This is a genomic window from Shinella sp. WSD5-1, from assembly GCF_963942435.1.
Taxonomy (GTDB): Bacteria; Pseudomonadota; Alphaproteobacteria; order Rhizobiales; family Rhizobiaceae; genus Shinella; species Shinella yambaruensis.
The window spans coordinates 124,441-142,869 of record NZ_OZ012600.1 but is presented as its reverse complement, the minus strand read 5'-3'; the positions used below and the strand labels follow the sequence as shown (position 1 = coordinate 142,869).

Sequence of the window (18,429 nt, the reverse complement as noted above, 5' to 3'; positions counted from 1 at the left end):
AACCTGCCAAGCCCGCCAACCTCTCCTTCGTCATCCTCGGGCTTGACCCGGGGATCCACAATCTCGGTGGCACATGGATCCTCGGGTCAAGCCCGAGGATGACGGAGGGAGGTCGGGACGGTCGTGGACGTGGGCGCGTGGAAGATCGGACAACAGCCAGAGAGCCAGAGAGCCAGAGAGCCAGAGAGCCAGAGAGCCAGAGAGCCAGAGAGCCATGGGCAGCCGCGCGGCGTTGACAGCTGTCAACGGCCTCAATGGGGCTGGCTGCGCTGGAAGAACTGCAGGAAGAGCTCGCGCTCGGTGGTGATGTCGAGCTTCTCGTAGATGCGGGCGCGGTGGTTCTTCACCGTGCCGGGCGCAATGCCGAGCCGGGCGGCGACGGTGGCGGTCGGGTGGCCGTTCAGCACCAGCTCGACCAGCTCCATCTCGCGGGCGGAAAGCTCCGGCCAGAGGGCGGCGGACAGCACCGGGCCGTTGGCCGGAACGGCGCCCGGCAGGGCGGGCGCGGCGCTGCGGCGGTAGGAGGGCTGGCGCGTCCTGGTGTCGAGCGCGTGCAGGGCGGCGAAGACCGGGAAGCGTTCGCGGAGCAGGTCGATATCGGCATCGCGGAAGGGCTGGCGCGAACGGTCGAGGAAGATGCCGAGGCACCAGTCGTCGCCATCCTCCAGGAGCACGCCGATCTCGTCGCAGATCTCCGACTGGGCGAGGAACTCGGCGATGTAGCGGCCGCGCTTCATGCGGTCGCCGGCAAGGCTCTTGAGCGGCACGATGCCGGTGCGCCGCTCGCCCCGCCAATGGGCATAGAAGGGATCGAAAACGTAATAGGTCTCCAGGTAGCGCGCGACCATCGCCTCCGAATAGCCGCGATGCTTGACGAATTCCGGCCGGCGGGTCGCCGAATAGCGCGTGACGGTGATGAGGTCGGGCGAGACGATGGTGCCGATCATGTCGATCAGCCGGTCGACGTGATCGTCCGTTCCCGTCGCGCTGATCGCGGCGGCGAAGGTCTGCCAGGCGTTTTCTCCGCGCATATCCTCGTCTAGCACGTCCCCTCCCCGCCGTCATTGTGCCTTTCGGCATATGGCGCCGTGGCCCAGCGCGATCCTAGTCTTCCCCCATCGAACGTCTCAGGAGGGCAAGGACTTGGAAAACCCGATTGTGATTGGCATCGACGCGGGCGGCACCATGACCGATACGATCCTCGTCGATAAGCACGGACACTTCAAGATCGGCAAGGCGGCGACGACGCCAAAGGACGAGGCGGAGGGGTTCCTCGCCTCCTCGCTCGATGCGGCGGAGGCCTGGGGCATCTCGCTGGAAAGCCTGTTCTCCGGCGTCGACGTCGTGCTCTATTCGGGCACCGGCATGCTCAACACGCTGCTGTCGCGCACCGGCCGGCGCCTCGGCCTCATCACCACCAAGGGCATGGAGGACATGATCCTGATGGGCCGCGGCCTGCAGGCCTGGGCCGACTATTCCTATGCCGACCGCCTGCACGCCGTCACCCACGCCCATCCCGATCCTCTGGTGCCGCGCCGGCGCACGCACGGCGTGACGGAACGCATCGACCATTTCGGCGATGTCGTGCTGCCGCTCTACGACGCCGATGTCGTTACGGCCGCCCGCGCCCTCATAAGGGACAAGGTCGACGCGATCTGCATCATGACGATCTTCTCCCATGTGAACCCCGTGCACGAGAAGCGCATCGCCGAGATCTGCCGGCAGGAGATCGACAGGGCGGGCGCGGAGATCGCCGTCTATACCAGCCACGAGGTGCGCCCCGTCATCCGCGAGCAATCGCGGCTGAACTCGGTGCTGATCGAGGCCTATGCCACCTCGCGCGGCCGCAGGCAGCTGCGCGGCATCGAGGACGCCTCGAAGAAATACGGCTTCAAATACGGCGTGCAGACCCTGCTCTCCTTCGGCGGCCTCACCTCGATCAACCACCCCCGCCTGCACGAGACGATGATCTCCGGCCCGATCGGCGGCATCCTGGGCGCGGCCTATATCGGCAAGCTGATCGGCAATGACAGCCTCATCTGCTCCGACATGGGCGGCACCTCCTTCGACATGGGCGTCATCTCGCGCGGCCAGACGCGCATCGAGAACGAGCCCCTGATGGACCGCTTCAAACTCAACGTGCCGACGCTGCATCTCGACACGATCGGCGCGGGCGCCGGCATGATCCTGAAGGTCGATCCGCTGACGCGGAAGATCTCGCTCGGGCCGGAAAGCGCCGGCTCCGATCCCGGCCCGATCTGCTTCGACCGCGGCGGCACCGAGCCGACCATCGCCGATTGCGACGCGATCCTCGGCCGGCTGAACCCGGACTATTTCCTCGGCGGCAAGGTGAAGCTGCAGGTGGAGAAGGCGCGCGCCGCCTTCAAGGCGAAATGCGCCGACGTGCTCGGTGTCGGCGTGGAGGAAGCGGCCGAGGGCATGATCGAGATGCTGGAGGCGGACGCCAACAACGCGCTGCGCCGGGTGATCTCCGGCCAGGGCATCCACCCCTCGGAATTCACCCTGCTCTCCTATGGCGGCTCCGGCCCGCTGCATCTGGCCGGCTGCGCGAGGGGCATCGGCTTCAAGGACATCATCACCTTCCAGTTCGCCGCCGGCTTCTCCGCCTTCGGCTGCACCACGGCGGACTACATGCGCCGCCATTCGGTCTCCACCCAGATCGACATCGCCGCCCGCGCCTCCGAGGACGCGCTTGCCGCCGCCGGCAGCCAGATCACCGGCGTGTGGCAGGACCTCGAAAGGGCGGCGGTCGACGAGATGCTGGCCGACGGCCATGCGCGCGAGAAGATCAGGACCGTGCCCTTCTTCATGGCGCGCTATACCGGCCAGCTCGAGGACGTCGAGGTCATCGCGCCGTTGCCAGCTGTCAACTCGGCCGACGACATGCGCACCGTGCTCGCCCGGTTCGAGGAGGTCTATGCCAAGGCCAACCACCGCGTCTCGAAATATGGCGAGGCCGGCTTCTCGCTGATGGAGCTCGGCGTCATCGCCACGGCCGACAAGATCAAGCCGACGCTCGTGCGGCGCCCGCTCGGCACCGCCAACCCGGCAAGCGCCCACAAGGGCGTGCGCGAGGCCTATATCGGCGGGCGCTGGCACAGGGCGAACCTCTATGAGATGGACCTGCTCGAGCCCGGCCACGAGGTGGCCGGCCCGGCCATCATCGAGCACCCGGCAACGACGCTGGTCGTGCATCCGGACGACCGCGTCTTCATCGATGAATGGACGCTGCTCCACTACATTCACGCCTGAGCGGGAGACATGACCATGCTGGACAAGACCGCAAATCCCCTCCGTTCGCGCCTCCTCGAATCCGAGCGGCTGATGGAGGAAACCGGCTGCTACGACGGCATCACCGAACTGACGCTGCGCCGGCAGGACCCGCTGAAGTTCGAGACGCTGCACACCAAGCTGCGCGCCTATTGCGTCTCGGCCCGCGAAATGGCCCGGCGCATCTCCGCTTCGCCCGGCGTGCGCGAGGTCGGCGAGATGGTCGTCGCCATCTACACGCCGGAAGGCGACGCCATCGCGCTGTCCAACGGCATCATGGTGCATGTGCACACGATGAGCCGCTTCATCAAATGGATGATCCGCAACGGCTACGAGGAGAACCCCGCCATCCGCGACGGCGACATCTTCGCCAACAACGACGCCTTCATCGGCACCGTGCAGGTGCCCGACGTGATGGATGTCGTGCCGATCTTCCACGAGGGCACGCTGGTCGGCTGGGCGGGCGCGGTCTGCCACGAGCTGGAGGCCGGCGGCATCACGCCGGGCGGCGACGTGTGCCTGGCGCAGGAGCGCTTCACCGAGGGCCTGTTCGTCTGCGCGGAGAAGGTCGGCGAGAACGACGAGCTGCGCCGCGACTACGTCATCCGCTGCGAGCGCAACCTGCGCATGCCGATCTACTGGGTGCTGGACGAGAAGGCCAAGGTCGCGGCCTGCATCGACATGCGCGAGAGCGTCAAGACGCTGATCTCCGAGATCGGCCTCGACTACTGGCAACGGCTGTCGAAGGAGTTCATCGAGGAGGGCAGGCGGGCGCAGCTCGCCCGCACCCGCCAGCTCACCGTGCCCGGCATCTATCGCGGCCACACCTTCTACGGCCATGTGACGGAGGGCAAGCCCGGCTTCCAGCCGCTCGGCCCGCCGAACTGGCTCTACAACATCCCGATCGAGATGGAGATCACCGCGGAGGGCAAGATCCGCATGGACTTCGACGGCACCCAGCCCTGGGGCTACCACTCGATGAACTGCACGCCGGCCGGCATGGACGGCGGCATGTTCGTGACGCTGACCCAGCACATGAACTTCGAAGGCCTCGTCAATGACGGCGCCTGGATGGCGACCGAGATCAACATCCCGCACGGCACCTGGACCAACCCCGACAACGAGATGGCGGCGACCGCCACCTCCTGGGCGCTGCTGCTGCCGGCCTACGGCGTCTTCCAGCGGCTCCTGTCGCGCGGCTTCATCGCCCGCGGCTTCGTGGAGGAGGCCTTCGTCGGGCAGGTGAACTCGCCGATGATCGAGATGGGCGGCATCAGCCAGTACGGCACGCAGTTCGGCATGGCGCATTTCGAATGCGCGGCCGCCGGCTCCGGCGCGCTCGCCATCAAGGACGGGCTCGACACGGCCTATGTCGGCTGGAACCCGGAATCCGACATGGGCAATATCGAGATCTGGGAACAGAACATGCCGATGGTCTATATCGGCCGCTCGATCGTGCCCAATTCCGGGGGCGCGGGCAAATATCGCGGCGGCTGCGCCTTCTCCTCGACCTGGCTGATCAACAAAACGGAGCACCTGCGGCTCGTCACCTCGGAACATTCCTCCCGCGTCTTCGACAATGGCGGCCTGTGCGGCGGCTATCCGGCGCCGACCTGCGAGAAGCACCATGCCGTGCGCGGCTCGGACATCTTCGAGAAGGCCGCGCGCGGCGAGGCGCTGGCGCACGGGCCGGGCACCGATCCCGTCACCTCGGATTTCGAGCGCGCCTACAAGGGCGAGCAGGTCTTCGAGGAGGGGCCCTACATCACCCGGCCGCACAAGTCGGGCGACATCTTCAGCCATGCCTACAATGGCGGCGGCGGCTTCGGCGACGTGCTGGAGCGCGATCCGGTGAAGACGGCCCTGGACGTGGAAAACGGCTTCCTCACCCGCGAGGCGGCGGAGACGGTCTTCGGCATCATCCTCAGGGACGACGCGGAAGGCTATCCGCAGGCCGATATCGACGCCACCGTCGCGCGGCGGGCCGAAATGCGCAAGGCGCGGCTGGAAAAGGCCATTCCCGTATCCGACTGGATCGCCGGGGAGGCCGCGCGCGTGAAGCGGCAGGACTTTGCGCCGGAGGTCACCAGGATGTATCGCAGCGCGATGCAGCTTTCACCGAGATTCGCCAGCGAATTCAAAAGCTTCTGGGGTCTCGACGCCGATTATGCCTTTGCCGGGGAGACGTGAGCCATGAGTGCCTATTCCAAGGATGTCATCCGCGAGCTGGTCGAGGGCACCTTGCCCTGGCCGCAGACCCGCCGGATCATGAGCGCCTACAAGGACGACGACAGATTCGATAAATATATCAGTGTGTTGCAGGACCGTGTGGCATGGGACGACACGATCCTGCTACCCATCGGCGACCGGCTGTTCATCTGCGACGGCGGGGAGGGGCGGGTGACCCGCTGCGAATGCGGCCATTCCTTCGGCGACTACCGGGAGAACTGGAAGCTGAAGGCCGTGATCAACGTGCGCAACACCGAGGCGAGCCTGCGCGAGATCTATCCCAATTCCGACCTGCCGGACCCGGACTGGATGGAAATCCGCGAGTTCTTCTGCCCTGCCTGCGCCCATCTGCACGAGGTGGAGGCGGCCGCGCCCGGCTATCCCATCGTGCACGACTTCCAGCCGGACCTCGAGGGCTTCTACCGCGACTGGCTTGGAAAACCCCTGGGCAAACCGCTGAAGGAGACGGCATGACGGACCATCTTGCGGGCCGCAGCGCGGTCATCACCGGCGGGCTGACGGGGCAGGGGCTGGCGATCGCCGAGGCCCTTGCCGGGGCGGGCGCCAATGTCGCGGTCGGCTCCTTCGTGCGCGAGGCGGCGGGGCGGCAGGGCGATGCCGCCGCCTATCCGGACCCCGGGGAGATCCTCGCCGTGCGGGAGAGGCTGGAGCGCTTCGGCACGAAGGTCCATGCCGGCCATCTCGACGTGCGCGACGCGGCGGGTATCGCCGGTTTCGCGGCGGCGGCGGAGGCCGCCTGCGGGCCGGCGGACATCCTCGTCAACGCCGCCGGCACGACGGCCGAGCAGCCGGTCAGCGGCCATTCGGACGAGCTGTGGCTGAAGATCATCGACACCAACCTCAACGGCGCCTTCCGCATGATCCGGACCTACCTGCCGGGCATGATGGCGCGCGGCTGGGGCAGGGTGATCAATATCGGCTCGACGGCGGCAACGGTCGGCTGGAAGGACAACCCGGCCTACTGCGCCTCGAAGGCCGGCCTGCTCGGGCTCACCCGCTGCGTGGCGCTGGAGGGCGCGCCGCACGGCGTGACGGCGGTGATGATCAGCCCGACCTGGGTGGAGACGGAGCTGATGCGCCGCAACGTGCAGCAGGTCATCGACCGGGAGGGCGGCGGGCGCGCGCTGGAGGACGCCATGGCCGACATCGCCCGGCAGAACCCGCAGAACCGCATCATCCAGCCGAGCGAAATCGCCGCCCTTGCCGTCTTCCTCTCGGGGGAGGGGGCCAGGGGCATCACCATGGAGAACATACAGATCTCGGGCGGCGCACTCTGGTGAGCCGCCCTTTCGCATGAAACGGAGAAAACAAGAAAGGGAACAGCAGATGTACAGACTGAGGACAATGACGCTTGCCCGACTGACCCTCGCCATGGCCGCCGGCCTGCTTGCGCCCCTCGGCGCGGCCGAGGCGGCCGATCCGGAAAGCTGCAAGGCGGTGCGCTTCTCCGATGTCGGCTGGACCGACATCACCTCGACGACCGCCGTCGCCTCGGCGATCCTGGAAGCGCTCGGCTATGCGCCGGAGAGCAAGCTGCTCTCCATCCCCGTCACCTATACCAGCATGAAGAACAAGGACATCGACGTCTATCTCGGCGACTGGCAGCCGAGTATGGAGGCCGACCGCAAGCCCTTCCTCGAGGACAAGTCGATCGAGGTCTTCGGCCCGAACCTGACGGGCGCCAAATACACCTTCGCCGTGCCGAAATACGTCGCCGATGCCGGCGTCAGGGATTTTGCCGACCTGCAGAAATTCGCCGAGAAGTTCGGCAGCAAGATCTTCGGCATCGAGCCCGGCAACAACGGCAACCGCATGATCACCGAGATGATCGAGAAGAAGGCCTTCGGCCTCGGCGGCTGGGAGCTCGTCGAGAGCTCGGAGCAGGGCATGCTGGCCGAGGTCGGCCGGGCGATCGGCGAGAAGCAGTGGATCGTCTTCCTCGGCTGGGCGCCGCATCCGATGAACTCGGTCTACGCCATCGACTATCTTTCCGGCGGCGACGACTATTTCGGCCCCAATTACGGCGGCGCCGACATCTACACCAATATCCGTGCCGGCTACGCGCAGGAATGCCCGAACGCCGCGCGGTTCGTGACCAACCTGCGCTTCACGCTCGACATGGAAAACGAGATCATGGGCGCCATCCTGAACGACGGCAAGGACGCCAAGGACGCCGCCACCGAATGGCTGAAGGCCCATCCCGACGCGGTGAAGCCCTGGCTCGACGGCGTGACCACGCTGGACGGCCGGCCTGCGGCGGAGGCGGTGAACGGGTTGCTGAACGGATAGAAAACGCCCAAGGGCATGCGGAATTCCGCTCTTTTTGTATCAGGAAGCGGAATTCCGCTTCTGCGGCGACTTTTTTCATGATATGCGGAATTCCGCTTGTTCTTAGAAAAAGAGCGCTTTTCCGCATGAAGCCACCGATAGCAGAACAACTGGGCGCGCAGCTGCGCCGGGCCCGCAAGGGCCGCGACCTCACCCAGCCGGCGCTGGCGGCGCGGCTGGGACGGGACAGGGCGCGCATTTCGGAGCTGGAGCGCGACCTCCTGCAGGCCCGCCGCGGGCGCGACCGGCTGGCGCTGCTCCTGGAGATCTGCGACGCGCTGGATCTTGCGCCCGTACTGGTGCCGGCCGAAAGGCTGGCGGCCGTGCAGGCGCTGCTTGCGCCCGCCGGGGCGGGGGAGGGCGCGGCGGCCCCCGGCGGCACCGCCTTCGACGACGTCTTCGTCGATCTTTCCGACGGAGAGGCGTGATGGCGCGCGCGGCGGTGCTCGGGGTGCATCTCCTCGATTTTGCAGGCCTGCCCCGGCGGGTCGGCACGCTGACGCGCGACGGGGAGGGGGCGACGGCCTTCCTTATCGACGAGGCCTATCTGCGCGATCCGGCGCGGCCGGTGCTGAGCCTCGGCTGGCAGGTGCCGGGCGACGCGGCGGCGACGCGCGGCCGGCTTGCCGCGCGCGGCGACAAGATCGGCCTCAACGGCCACCTGCCGCCCTGGTTTGCCGGGCTCTTGCCGGAAGGGGCGCTGCGCGACCTCGTGCTCGCCGAGATGGGGCCGGGCCGGCACGACCAGTTCGACCTCCTGACGCGGCTCGGCGCGGACCTGCCCGGCGCCGTGCTGGTGACGCCCGAGACGGCCCTGCCCGAAACCGCCGGCCCGCTCCATCTCGAACGGCTCGCCGGGCTCGACCTGCCGCAGCCGGAGGGGCTGATAAAATTCTCACTGGCCGGCGTGCAGCTGAAATTCTCCGCCGCCCCCGCCGGCGCGCGGCTGACCGTGCCGGCGCGGGGAGGGGAGGGGAGGGCGATCCTCAAGGTGCCGGCGGCGCGCTATCCCGGCCTGCCAGAGGCCGAATTCGCCGCCATGACGCTCTGCCGGATGATCGGCGTGACGGCGGCCGACTGCCGGCTGGTGCCGGTGAACGCGATCGACGGCCTGCCGGCGGGCTTCCTCCCGGGCGGGGCGATGGCGCTTTCCGTCGACCGCTTCGACCGGCCGGGGGAGGGCAGGCGCCTGCACATGGAGGATGCCGGCCAGGTGGTGGGCGCCGTCGGCGAGCGCAAATACACGATGGCGACCTACGAGACGATCCTCAACATGATCCGCCGCTTCAGCACCGACTGGCGCGCCGACGTGCTGGAGGGCATCCGCCGCATCGTCGCCGACGTGCTCGTCGGCAATGGCGACAACCACCTGAAGAACTGGTCCTTCCTGTTTCCCGGCGGCGGGGCGGTGCGCCTGTCGCCGGCCTACGACATCGTGCCGACCGTGCTCTTCGCGCCGGCCGACCAGCTGGCGCTGCGCTTCGTCGGCACCCATGCCTTCGCCGCCGTCACGCTGCATCGCTTTCGCCGCGTCGCCGCGTTTCTCGGGCTCGATCCGGACTGGATCGAGCGGGAGGTGCGGGAGACCGTGCTCCTGGCGCTCGACCTCTGGCCGGCGGCCGCGCACGACCATCTCGGCGCCGCGCGGGCGGAGCGCCTGATCACGCGGCTCGAAACGCTGGCGCTGGTGCGCGAGGCGCGGGACTGAGGCGCGCCGCTGCGCACTTTTGCGCGGCATGCGTCAAGGCCGCACGCGCCGTTCAGTGGGGAACCGGCCCGCTGCCGGCAAGGGCCGCGGGGGAGGGGCGGGGAAGGGGAATGCGGCCGAAGTCCGCGTCGCTCGCCCGCGTCTTCAGGAGGTCGAGGAAATCGTAGCCGGCCGTCCAGCGGCCGAAACCGCTGGCGATGTTGATATGGCCGGCATGGCCGATATCGACGAGGTCGCTGCCCCAGGCGCGCGCCGTCTGGCGCAGCCGCTCGACCGGCATGTAGGGATCGTCGAGGCTGCCGACGACGAGCGAGGGAAAGGGCAGCCGCCGCGCCGGCATGGCGCCGAACCTGACGATACAGGGATGCAGCGCCTCCGTCGTCTCAAGGTCGCAGGGCGCCACCAGCAGCGCGCCGCGAATGCGCCCGGCCAGCCGGCTTTCGGCGAAATGCGCCGCCAGGACGCAGCCGAGGCTGTGGGCGACCAGCCAGACGTCGTTGCCGACCATCTCCACCACCCGCTCCAGCCGCACGAGCCAGTCCCGCTGCTCCGGGCAGGACCAGTCATGCTGCTCGACGACGCGGCTTTCCAGGTTGTCGCGCGCCCAGTGACGCTGCCAGTGCGCCTCCGGCGAGCCGTTGAGGCCCGGCAGGATGAGCGTATCGACGGGAATATCGAGCGACGGCATGGCGGCCTCCTTAGCCTTTCCAGGCGCCACGGCGGGGATCGCCGCAGGCGACGGCATATCGGGAGGATACAGCGTCCCGCCACCGGGCATAGGAATTCTATCATCTATATAGACTAATTTCGAAAAAGCCTTTTCCCGCCGCCAGCCGGGCTTGCCGGGACGATAAGGACCTGGCGGCGGGCAAGTTCCATAAATCGCCTTATGCAACCCGTGACCGGGCCGGGCGGCGTCCCGTTCGACGGGCGGCCTGCGGCAACGGGCGGTGCGGCGCTACCGGGCCCGCCACTCCAGATACCAGGCCGCGAAGGCCGCGATGCCCTCCTCCAGCGTCACGCGCGGGGAAAAGCCGGTGAGATGGGCGAGGATCTCGGTGGAGGCGAAGGTGCGGGGCACGTCGCCGGGCTGCATCGGCAGGTAGTTGCGCAGGGCGGGCCGGCCGAGCGCCCTCTCGATCGTCTCGATGAAGGTCATCAGCCCGACCGGCTGGCCGCCGCCGATATTGACGGTGCGGAAGGGCGCGCCGGCCGAGAGCGTGTCGAGGATGCCGGGCGCCGTGACGCGGCTTTCCTCCCGCGGCACGACGTCGACGAGCCGCACGATCGCCTCGACGATGTCGTCGACATAGGTGAAGTCACGGCTCATCTTCCCCTCGCCGTAGACGTCGATCGGGCGGCCGGAGAGGATGGCGTCGGAGAACTTGATCGGCGCCATGTCGGGCCGGCCCCAGGGGCCGTAGACCGTGAAGAAGCGGAAGGCCGTCGTCGGCACCGCGTAGAGGTGGGCGTAGGAATGCGCCATCAGCTCCATGGATTTCTTCGAGGCGGCATAGAGCGTCATCGGCTCGTCGGCGCGGTCGGCCTCGGCGAAGGGGATCTTCTCGTTGGCGCCGTAGATCGACGAGGTCGAGGCGAGCAGCAGGTGTTTCGGCTGCAGGGCCCTTGCCAGTTCCAGCACGTTCCACGAGCCGACGAGGTTGGAGTCCACATAGGCGCCGGGATTTTCCAGGCTGTAGCGCACGCCGGCCTGCGCGGCGAGGTGGAGGATGACGTCGGGCGCCTTCAGCGCGGCCGCGGCATCGAGCGCGGCGCGGTCCTCCAGCCGGCCCGTGACCTGGCGGAAGCCCGCATGGGGCGTGAGCAGCGCGAGGCGCTGTTCCTTCAGCGTGACGTCGTAATAGGGCGTCATGCCGTCGAAGCCGGTGACCGTGTGGCCGTCCGCAAGCAGGCGCCGCGCGAGGTGGAAGCCGATGAAGCCCGCGGTGCCGGTGACGAGGAAATGCGTCATTCCGCCGCCTCGCAGACCGGCGCGACCATGGCGCATGTGCCGCGGCCGATGCTCGAATAGGCAAAGCCGTGGCGGGCCACCTCCTCCGGCTTGTAGACATTGCGCAGGTCCACCAGGACGGGCCTTGCCATGCTCGCCTTCAGCCGCTGGAAATCGAGCGCGCGGAACTGGTTCCATTCCGTGACGATGACCAGCGCCTCCGCGCCCTCGGCGATGTCGTAGGGCGAGGCGCCGTAGGTCACGTCGTCGAGCACGGCCCTCGAGGCCTCCATGCCCTCGGGATCGTAGGCGAAGATCTTCGCGCCGCCGTCCTGCAGGGCCTGGATGATGGAGATCGACGGGGCGTCGCGCATGTCGTCGGTCTCCGGCTTGAAGGTGAGGCCGAGCACGGCGATCTTCTTGCCGCGCACCTCGCCGCCGAGCGCCGCGACGACCTTGCGGGCCATGGCGCGCTTGCGCGTGTCGTTGATGGCGATGGTGGTCTCGATCAGCCGCACGGGGCTGTCATTGTCCTGCGCGGTCTTGACCAGCGCCAGCGTGTCCTTGGGGAAGCACGAGCCGCCATAGCCGGGGCCGGCATGCAGGAACTTCGCGCCGATGCGCCCGTCGAGGCCGATGCCGCGCGAGATCTGCTGCACGTCCGCGCCGACCTTCTCGCACAGGTCCGCGATCTCGTTGATGAAGGTGATCTTCATGGCGAGGAAGGCGTTGGCGGCGTATTTGATCAGCTCGGAGGTGCGGCGGGTGGTGAAGAGCAGCGGCGACTGGTTGAGATAGAGCGGCCGGTAGACCTCGGTCATCACCTCGCGCGCCCGCTCGTCCTCGATGCCGACGACGATGCGGTCCGGCCGCTTGAAATCGCCGATCGCCGCGCCCTCGCGCAGGAATTCCGGGTTCGACACGACGGCGATGTCCGCCTCGGGGCGGGTCTCGCGCAGGATGCGCTCCACCTCGTCGCCGGTGCCGACGGGCACGGTCGATTTCGTCACGACGACGGTGAAGCCCTTGACCGACCGGGCGATCTCGCGGGCGGCGGCGTAGACGTAGGAAAGGTCCGCATGGCCATCGCCGCGCCGCGAGGGCGTGCCGACCGCGATGAAGACGACGTCGGCCTCGCCGACAGGCCCCGCGAACTCGGTGGTGAAGGAGAGCCGCCCCGCCTTGACGTTCTCCGCCACCAGCGCCTCCAGGCCCGGCTCGAAGATCGGCATCTCGCCGCGCTTCAACGCCTCGATCTTCGCCTCGGCCTTGTCGATGCACACGACGGTGTGGCCGAAATCGGCAAAACAGGCGCCCGATACCAGGCCGACATAACCCGAACCGATCATCGCGATCTTCATGGTGCTTCTTCTCCGGATGGGACCTTTGTCGCGGCTGTCCTGGCCGTCATTCGTCACAGATGGAACATGGTGCCGGGCAAAGCACGGAACAGGGCCGGCTTCAAGGGCAATGCGGGCGGTTATCTAGGAAGAGGCCCCGGCCTTTGCCACCCCTTCTGGCCTGCCGGCCATCTCCCCTTGAAGACAGGTATAGGGGCAGGACGATGCCGCAATCCCTTCTCCCCCCGGGGGAGAAGGTGGCCCGAAGGGTCGGATGAGGGGGTGAGGCAGGCGGGATATTGCAATCATTTACGCCTTCGGTCTCCCCCTCATCCGCCTGCCGGCACCTTCTCCCCCCGGGGGGAGAAGGGGTTGGGGCAACGGTTTCCGTCCACAGGCAAGTACCCTGCCCCCCAGGGAAGATATCCGGCAGGCCAGAAAATGCCTCACCACGACTTCCACGCCAGCAACAACCCGCCATCATCACGCTCGGCCGCCCGGCAGGCCGCCTCGACATCGGCAGGCGGCGCGCCGCGCGGCAGGGTGCCGGCGACCAGCCCGGCATCGGCGAGCGTGACGGCGCCGCCGCGGGCGACGACGGTGAAGATCAGCGGGCCGGTGGACCACCAGGCGGGCGCCCCGGGCATCGCCGCGACGACCTCGGGCAGCACGGCGTTGAGGCGCACCAAGACCGGGTGATGGGCCGGCGCTGCCAGGAAGGAATTGGCGAGCAGCAGGCTGCCGCGGCCGGTCTTGCGCGGAATGTCCTCCGCCATGGCGGTCAGCCCGGTCATCGGCAGGAGATCGTGGAAGCTGATGTCGGCGCGGGCGGGATACCAGTCGCAGTCGAGGTAGACGCCGCCCTCCTGCTCGACGAGCAGGTAGCGCGCGATATCGACGGCGCCGGGATAGTCCCCCCGCTCCAGCATGGCGCGGAACGCCGTGTTCTCATGGATGCCGGCCTCTTCCAGGTCCTTTTCCCGCCAGAGGAAATGGCCGTAGCCATGGGCCTTGGCGTGCTGCTCCCAGGCCTTGGCCGCGGGCGGCACGGCCCCTTCCCCGATCCAGACCTGGTGGATGACGGGCGGGATCGCGGCGCGGTTCGCCTCGGCGATCGCCCGCCGCTCGGCCGAGGAGAAGCGTCCGTGCGCGGACAGCAGGTCCGGGTCGGGCACGAGGTGATACTGGTAGCCGATGCGCTCGAGGGGATCGCCTTCCGCCTTCGCGAGCTTGAGGAAGGCCGAATGCAGGCGGCGCGGCAGGCCGAGCGCCGTTTCCGGCCCGAGGGCGGCCCGCTCGGGATCGATGGAGACCTCTTCCAGCACCTGCCAGGCGGCGCCGAAATCGCCGGCCTCGCGATATTCGGCGGCTTTTTCCAGTTGTTCGTTCAATCGTTGCTTGGCTGACATCAAGCTGTCCTAGAGGAAGTCCGGCAAAAGTGCGACGCGGTTTTGCATCCGGCGCCGGGGGCAAGGCAAGAGCGAGGTCGCCCGCCGGAGACGTTCCTTCATATTCGGCCCCGGCCGAAGCAACGACAACCCCCAACCTTGCCCGGAGTAAGGCGTGGACAGAAAAAAGTGCGCGCGCTAGTGTCACTGTGGGGAACATCAAGAAAAGGCCGCGTGGATAAAAATCCGTCAGGCGAGAAAGCACATATGAACTCGAATGCGAGGCGCCGGCCGAGGGACCTGCTGCGGATCGAAGACCTGCACGTCTCCTTCTCCCTGATGGGCGCGAGGATCACCGCCGTCAGGGGCGCAAGTCTCAGGGTGTTGCCCGGAAAGGTGACCGCCCTGGTGGGCGAATCCGGCTCCGGCAAGTCCGTCATCAGCCAGACCGCCATGGGCCTGCAGCCGCCGACCGCGCGCGTTTCCGGCAGGATCCTCTTCGACGACCCGCTCTCCGACGAAGGCCCCATCGACATCCTGCCCCTGCCGCGCGACGGCAGGAAGATCCGCTCCATCCGCGGCGGGCGCATGGGCATGATCTTCCAGGAGCCGATGACCTCGTTTTCGCCGCTGCACACGATCGGCGACCAGATCAGCGAGTCCCTTGCCATCCACAGCGGCCTTGCCGGCGCGGAGATGCGCGAGCGCTGCGAGGACATGCTGTCCCGCGTCGGCTTTGCCGACCCGCGCAAGGTCTACGACATGTACTCCTTCGAGCTGTCGGGCGGCATGCGCCAGCGCGCGATGATCGCCATGGCGCTCGTCTGCGGCCCGGCGCTCCTCATCGCCGACGAGCCGACCACGGCGCTCGACGTGACCATCCAGGCGCAGATCCTCAAACTGCTGCGCGACCTGCAGCAGCAGATGGACATGGCCGTGCTGCTCGTCACGCACGATCTCGGCGTCGTCGCCAACATCGCCGACGAGGTGGTGGTGATCTACCAGGGCGAGATCATGGAAGCGGGGCCGGTCGAGACGATCTTCCACCGGCCCGCCCATCCCTATCTCAAGGGCCTGATGGCGGCGATCCCGCATTTCGGCATGCAGCGCGGCGACCGGCTGAAGCCGCTGCGCGAGATCGAGGTCGACCAGGACAGCCTGCTCTCCAAGAAATACCAGGCCCGCACCGGGCCGGATATCATCCTGTCGGTCCGCGACCTCAGCAAGACCTTCGCGACCCGCAAGGACAACTGGGGCCTGCCGGGCCGGCACAAGGAAAAGCCCCGGCCCGCCGTCGACGGCGTCAGCTTCGACATCCGGCGCGGCGAATGTCTCGGCCTCGTCGGCGAAAGCGGCTGCGGCAAGACCACCGTCAGCAAGATCCTGATGCGCGCCATAAAGCCGGATGCCGGCTCCGTGCTGTTCGACGACGGCAAGGGGCCGGTCGACGTCTTGAACGCCAGCGGCGCGGAGCTGCAATCGCTGCGCACGCGCATGCAGATGGTGTTCCAGGACCCGCAATCCTCGCTCTCGCCGCGCATGACGGTCGGCGACATCCTGCGCGAGCCCCTCGACATCCACGACTATGGCGATGCGGCCAAGCGCAGGATGGCCTCCAAGGCGCTGATCCGCGCCATCGGCCTCGACGAGGCCTCGCTGAAGCGCTACCCGCACAGCTTTTCCGGCGGCCAGCGCCAGCGCATCGGCATCGCCCGGGCGCTGGCGCTGGGGCCCAGCATGATCATCTGCGACGAGCCGGTCTCCGCGCTCGACGTCTCCGTGCAGGCGCAGATCCTCAATCTCCTCAAGGACCTGCAGAAGGATCTCGGGCTTACCTATCTCTTCATCTCGCACAACCTCGCCGTGGTCGACTACATGGCCGACCGGGTCGCCGTGATGTGGGCCGGGCGCATCGTCGAGATCGCGCCGCGCGAGATCATCATGACCGCGCCGGTGCATCCCTATACGCGGGCGCTGCTCGACGCCGTGCCCTTCCCCGACCTCGAACGCCCCTTGAACTTCGAGACGGCCGGCCGGACCAGCGCCGTCTCGCGCGAGAGCTGGGCGCGCGTCTTCCGCGACGAGGAGGGCAGCGAGGGCCTGGCGCCGGCCGATCTCGGCGGCGGCCATTTCGTGCTCGCCCGCAGGAATGCCGACATGCGGGAACTCTCCTCGTGATCACGCGCCGCGCCACCCTCGGCCTCCTGGCCACCGCCTTCGTTCCGGGCCTTGCCCGCAGCGCCGCCGCCGGCGACACCGCCTATTTCAAGGAGAAGATCGCGGCGGGCGAGCTGCCGCCGGTCGCCGAGCGGCTGCCGAAGGTGCCGCGCGTCATCAACACCGCCGCGCTCGGCGGCGCCCCCGGCACCCAGGGCGGCAGGCTGCGCATCCTGATCGGCGGCCAGCGCGACGTGCGCCTCGTGCCGATCAACAGCTATTCGCGCCTCGTCGGCTACGACCGGGACCTGAAGCTCCAGGCGGACATCCTCGAGAGCTTCACGGTGGAGGAGGAGCGCATCTTCACCTTCCGCCTGCGCGAAGGGCACAGATGGTCGAGCGGCGATCCCTTCACGGCGGAGGATTTCCGCTATTGCTGGGAGGAGGTCATCCTCAACCGCGAGCTCCTGAAGGGCGGCCCGCCGACCGACCTGCTCGTCGAGGGCAAGCCGCCGGCCTTCGAGGTGATCGACCCCGTCACGGTGCGCTACACCTGGGAAAAGCCGATCCCGGACTTCCTGCCGAAGCTCGCCTCGCCCATTCCGCTGGTGCTGGCGCTGCCGTCCGCCTACATGCGGCAGTTCCACAAGAAGTTCCAGACCGCGGAGGAGCTGGAAAAGCACATCAAGACGCAGCGCGTCGACGACTGGCGCGGCCTGCACATCAAGATGTCGCGCCAGACGCGCCCGGAAAACCCGGACCTGCCGACGCTGGAGGCCTGGCGGCCGCGCACCGCACCGCCGGCCGAGCAGTTCATCTTCGAGCGCAATCCGTTCTTCCACCGGGTCGACGAGAACGGGACGCAGCTGCCCTATGTCGACCGGCTGGTGCTGAACGTCTCCTCGCCGGACCTCATCTCGGCCAAGACGGCGACGGGCGAGAGCGACCTCCAGCTCGCCAATCTCGACTTCACCGACTACACGCTGCTGAAGAACGCCGAGACGATGTATCCGATCAAGGTGATGCTGTGGAAGCGCACGCTCGGTTCGCGCGTCGCCCTGATCCCCAATCTCAACTGCGGCGACAAGGGCTGGCGCGACATGCTGCGCGACGTGCGCGTGCGCCGGGCGATGTCACTCGCCATCAACCGCACGGAGATCAACAAGGCCGTGTTCTACGGCCTCGGCCAGGAAAGCGCCAACACGGTGCTGCCGGAAAGCCCCCTCTTCAAGCCGGACTATGCCAGGGCCTATGCCGGCTATGACCCGGAGGAAGCCAACCGCCTGCTCGACGCGGCCGGCCTCGACAAGCGCGACGAGGAAGGCACGCGCCTTCTGCCGGACGGCCGCCCCGCCCATGTCGTCATCGAGAGCGCCGGGGAGAGCACGCTGGAAACGGACGTGCTGGAGCTCGTCACCGACTATTTCCGCGAGATCGGCCTCGGCCTCTTCGTGCGCGTCTCCCAGCGCGACATCTTCCGCAGCCGCGCCATCGGCGGCGAGGTGGTGATGTCCGTCTGGTACGGGCTCGACAACGGCGTGCCGACGCCGGAAATGTCGCCCGCCGAGCTCGCCCCGAGCGCCGACGACCAGTACCAGTGGCCGGTCTGGGGCATGTATTACGCGACCGTCAAGACCAAGGGCGAGCCGCCGGACATGCCCGAGGTGCAATATCTCGTCGACAAGCTCGCCGCCTGGGAAATGACGACGACGGAGGAGGAACGCGCGGCGATCTGGCACGACATGCTCGCCCACCACGCCGACCAGGTCTTCACCATCGGCACCGTCAACGGCATCTCGCAGCCCGTCGTGCGGTCGCGCCGGCTGCGCAACATGCCGGAAAAGGCCCTCTGCGGCTTCCAGCCGACCAGCTTCCTCGGCGTCTACATGCCGGACACGTTCTGGTACGAGGAGGAGGCGTGATGGGGCCGATGATCTTCCATGCACGGTCGTCGGCCGGCCGGATGCCCCTCATCCGCCTGCCGGCACCTTCTCCCCGCAAGCGGGGAGAAGGGAT

14 protein-coding genes are annotated in these 18,429 nt (G+C 67.8%); 9 read left to right on the top strand and 5 right to left on the bottom strand.

Translation table 11 applies throughout. The features are described 5' to 3' along the window. Positions 1 to 251 precede the first annotated feature (251 nt). Positions 252 to 1,031, bottom strand: coding sequence for a helix-turn-helix transcriptional regulator (locus AABQ55_RS31080; RefSeq protein WP_244769145.1), 780 nt, complete (start codon positions 1,029 to 1,031; stop codon positions 252 to 254). 112 nt (positions 1,032 to 1,143) lie between these two features. Between AABQ55_RS31080 and AABQ55_RS31075 the strand changes: the two genes are divergently transcribed. The 7 genes from AABQ55_RS31075 (at position 1,144) to AABQ55_RS31045 (ending at position 9,577) form a co-directional block, all read left to right on the top strand. Further along, on the top strand, positions 1,144 to 3,273 hold the full coding sequence (locus AABQ55_RS31075) for a hydantoinase/oxoprolinase family protein (RefSeq protein ID WP_272809006.1): 2,130 nt from the start codon (positions 1,144 to 1,146) through the stop codon (positions 3,271 to 3,273). A 15-nt stretch (positions 3,274 to 3,288) separates the two neighbouring features. Beyond that, complete coding sequence (locus AABQ55_RS31070) at positions 3,289 to 5,481, top strand: hydantoinase B/oxoprolinase family protein (protein WP_272809005.1); 2,193 nt, start codon at positions 3,289 to 3,291, stop codon at positions 5,479 to 5,481. 3 nt (positions 5,482 to 5,484) lie between these two features. Beyond that, positions 5,485 to 5,994: an acetone carboxylase subunit gamma gene (locus AABQ55_RS31065; RefSeq protein WP_272809004.1), complete on the top strand. Its 510-nt coding sequence runs from the start codon at positions 5,485 to 5,487 to the stop codon at positions 5,992 to 5,994. Then, positions 5,991 to 6,821 (top strand): SDR family NAD(P)-dependent oxidoreductase, encoded by an 831-nt coding sequence (locus AABQ55_RS31060; RefSeq protein ID WP_272809003.1) that lies wholly within the window; start codon positions 5,991 to 5,993, stop codon positions 6,819 to 6,821. Before AABQ55_RS31065 ends, AABQ55_RS31060 begins: the two co-directional genes overlap by 4 nt. Positions 6,822 to 6,867: 46 nt before the next feature. Next, entirely contained in the window at positions 6,868 to 7,830 is a 963-nt protein-coding gene (locus AABQ55_RS31055) for a choline ABC transporter substrate-binding protein (protein WP_443021281.1), read from the top strand. A gap of 125 nt (positions 7,831 to 7,955) precedes the next feature. Next, the gene (locus tag AABQ55_RS31050; protein ID WP_272809002.1) at positions 7,956 to 8,297 is read left to right on the top strand and encodes a helix-turn-helix domain-containing protein; all 342 of its coding nucleotides are present in this window, start codon (positions 7,956 to 7,958) and stop codon (positions 8,295 to 8,297) included. After that, positions 8,297 to 9,577: a type II toxin-antitoxin system HipA family toxin gene (locus AABQ55_RS31045; RefSeq protein ID WP_272809001.1), complete on the top strand. Its 1,281-nt coding sequence runs from the start codon at positions 8,297 to 8,299 to the stop codon at positions 9,575 to 9,577. The genes AABQ55_RS31050 and AABQ55_RS31045 overlap by 1 nt, the downstream gene beginning before the upstream one ends. A 52-nt stretch (positions 9,578 to 9,629) precedes the next feature. Here AABQ55_RS31045 and AABQ55_RS31040 read toward each other — a convergent pair whose 3' ends face one another. The 4 genes from AABQ55_RS31040 to AABQ55_RS31025 form a co-directional block, all read right to left on the bottom strand. After that, positions 9,630 to 10,265 carry an RBBP9/YdeN family alpha/beta hydrolase gene (locus AABQ55_RS31040; protein WP_272809000.1) on the bottom strand — a complete coding sequence of 212 codons (636 nt, stop codon included), beginning with the start codon at positions 10,263 to 10,265 and terminating at the stop codon, positions 9,630 to 9,632. A 270-nt stretch (positions 10,266 to 10,535) separates the two neighbouring features. Beyond that, positions 10,536 to 11,549 (bottom strand): NAD-dependent epimerase, encoded by a 1,014-nt coding sequence (locus AABQ55_RS31035; protein ID WP_272808999.1) that lies wholly within the window; start codon positions 11,547 to 11,549, stop codon positions 10,536 to 10,538. Continuing rightward, positions 11,546 to 12,889: a UDP-glucose dehydrogenase family protein gene (locus AABQ55_RS31030; RefSeq protein WP_244768984.1), complete on the bottom strand. Its 1,344-nt coding sequence runs from the start codon at positions 12,887 to 12,889 to the stop codon at positions 11,546 to 11,548. The genes AABQ55_RS31035 and AABQ55_RS31030 overlap by 4 nt, the downstream gene beginning before the upstream one ends. A 425-nt stretch (positions 12,890 to 13,314) precedes the next feature. Further along, positions 13,315 to 14,277, bottom strand: coding sequence for a glycosyltransferase family 32 protein (locus AABQ55_RS31025; protein ID WP_272808998.1), 963 nt, complete (start codon positions 14,275 to 14,277; stop codon positions 13,315 to 13,317). 246 nt (positions 14,278 to 14,523) lie between these two features. On the opposite strand from AABQ55_RS31025, the gene AABQ55_RS31020 reads away from it, so the two are divergent. Beyond that, a complete protein-coding gene (locus tag AABQ55_RS31020; RefSeq protein WP_272808997.1) occupies positions 14,524 to 16,434 on the top strand; it encodes an ABC transporter ATP-binding protein in 1,911 nt (636 codons plus the stop codon). Further along, positions 16,431 to 18,335: an ABC transporter substrate-binding protein gene (locus tag AABQ55_RS31015; RefSeq protein WP_272808996.1), complete on the top strand. Its 1,905-nt coding sequence runs from the start codon at positions 16,431 to 16,433 to the stop codon at positions 18,333 to 18,335. Before AABQ55_RS31020 ends, AABQ55_RS31015 begins: the two co-directional genes overlap by 4 nt. The last annotated feature ends 94 nt before the right edge of the window (positions 18,336 to 18,429 follow it).

Coding starts and splice junctions, on each gene's coding strand:
- AABQ55_RS31080 (WP_244769145.1), bottom strand. CDS start 1,031: ATGCGCGGAGAAAACGCCTGGCAGACCTTCGCCGCCGCGATCAGCGCG.
- AABQ55_RS31070 (WP_272809005.1), top strand. CDS start 3,289: ATGCTGGACAAGACCGCAAATCCCCTCCGTTCGCGCCTCCTCGAATCC.
- AABQ55_RS31065 (WP_272809004.1), top strand. CDS start 5,485: ATGAGTGCCTATTCCAAGGATGTCATCCGCGAGCTGGTCGAGGGCACC.
- AABQ55_RS31060 (WP_272809003.1), top strand. CDS start 5,991: ATGACGGACCATCTTGCGGGCCGCAGCGCGGTCATCACCGGCGGGCTG.
- AABQ55_RS31055 (WP_443021281.1), top strand. CDS start 6,868: ATGTACAGACTGAGGACAATGACGCTTGCCCGACTGACCCTCGCCATG.
- AABQ55_RS31050 (WP_272809002.1), top strand. CDS start 7,956: ATGAAGCCACCGATAGCAGAACAACTGGGCGCGCAGCTGCGCCGGGCC.
- AABQ55_RS31045 (WP_272809001.1), top strand. CDS start 8,297: ATGGCGCGCGCGGCGGTGCTCGGGGTGCATCTCCTCGATTTTGCAGGC.
- AABQ55_RS31040 (WP_272809000.1), bottom strand. CDS start 10,265: ATGCCGTCGCTCGATATTCCCGTCGATACGCTCATCCTGCCGGGCCTC.
- AABQ55_RS31035 (WP_272808999.1), bottom strand. CDS start 11,549: ATGACGCATTTCCTCGTCACCGGCACCGCGGGCTTCATCGGCTTCCAC.
- AABQ55_RS31030 (WP_244768984.1), bottom strand. CDS start 12,889: ATGAAGATCGCGATGATCGGTTCGGGTTATGTCGGCCTGGTATCGGGC.
- AABQ55_RS31025 (WP_272808998.1), bottom strand. CDS start 14,277: ATGTCAGCCAAGCAACGATTGAACGAACAACTGGAAAAAGCCGCCGAA.
- AABQ55_RS31020 (WP_272808997.1), top strand. CDS start 14,524: ATGAACTCGAATGCGAGGCGCCGGCCGAGGGACCTGCTGCGGATCGAA.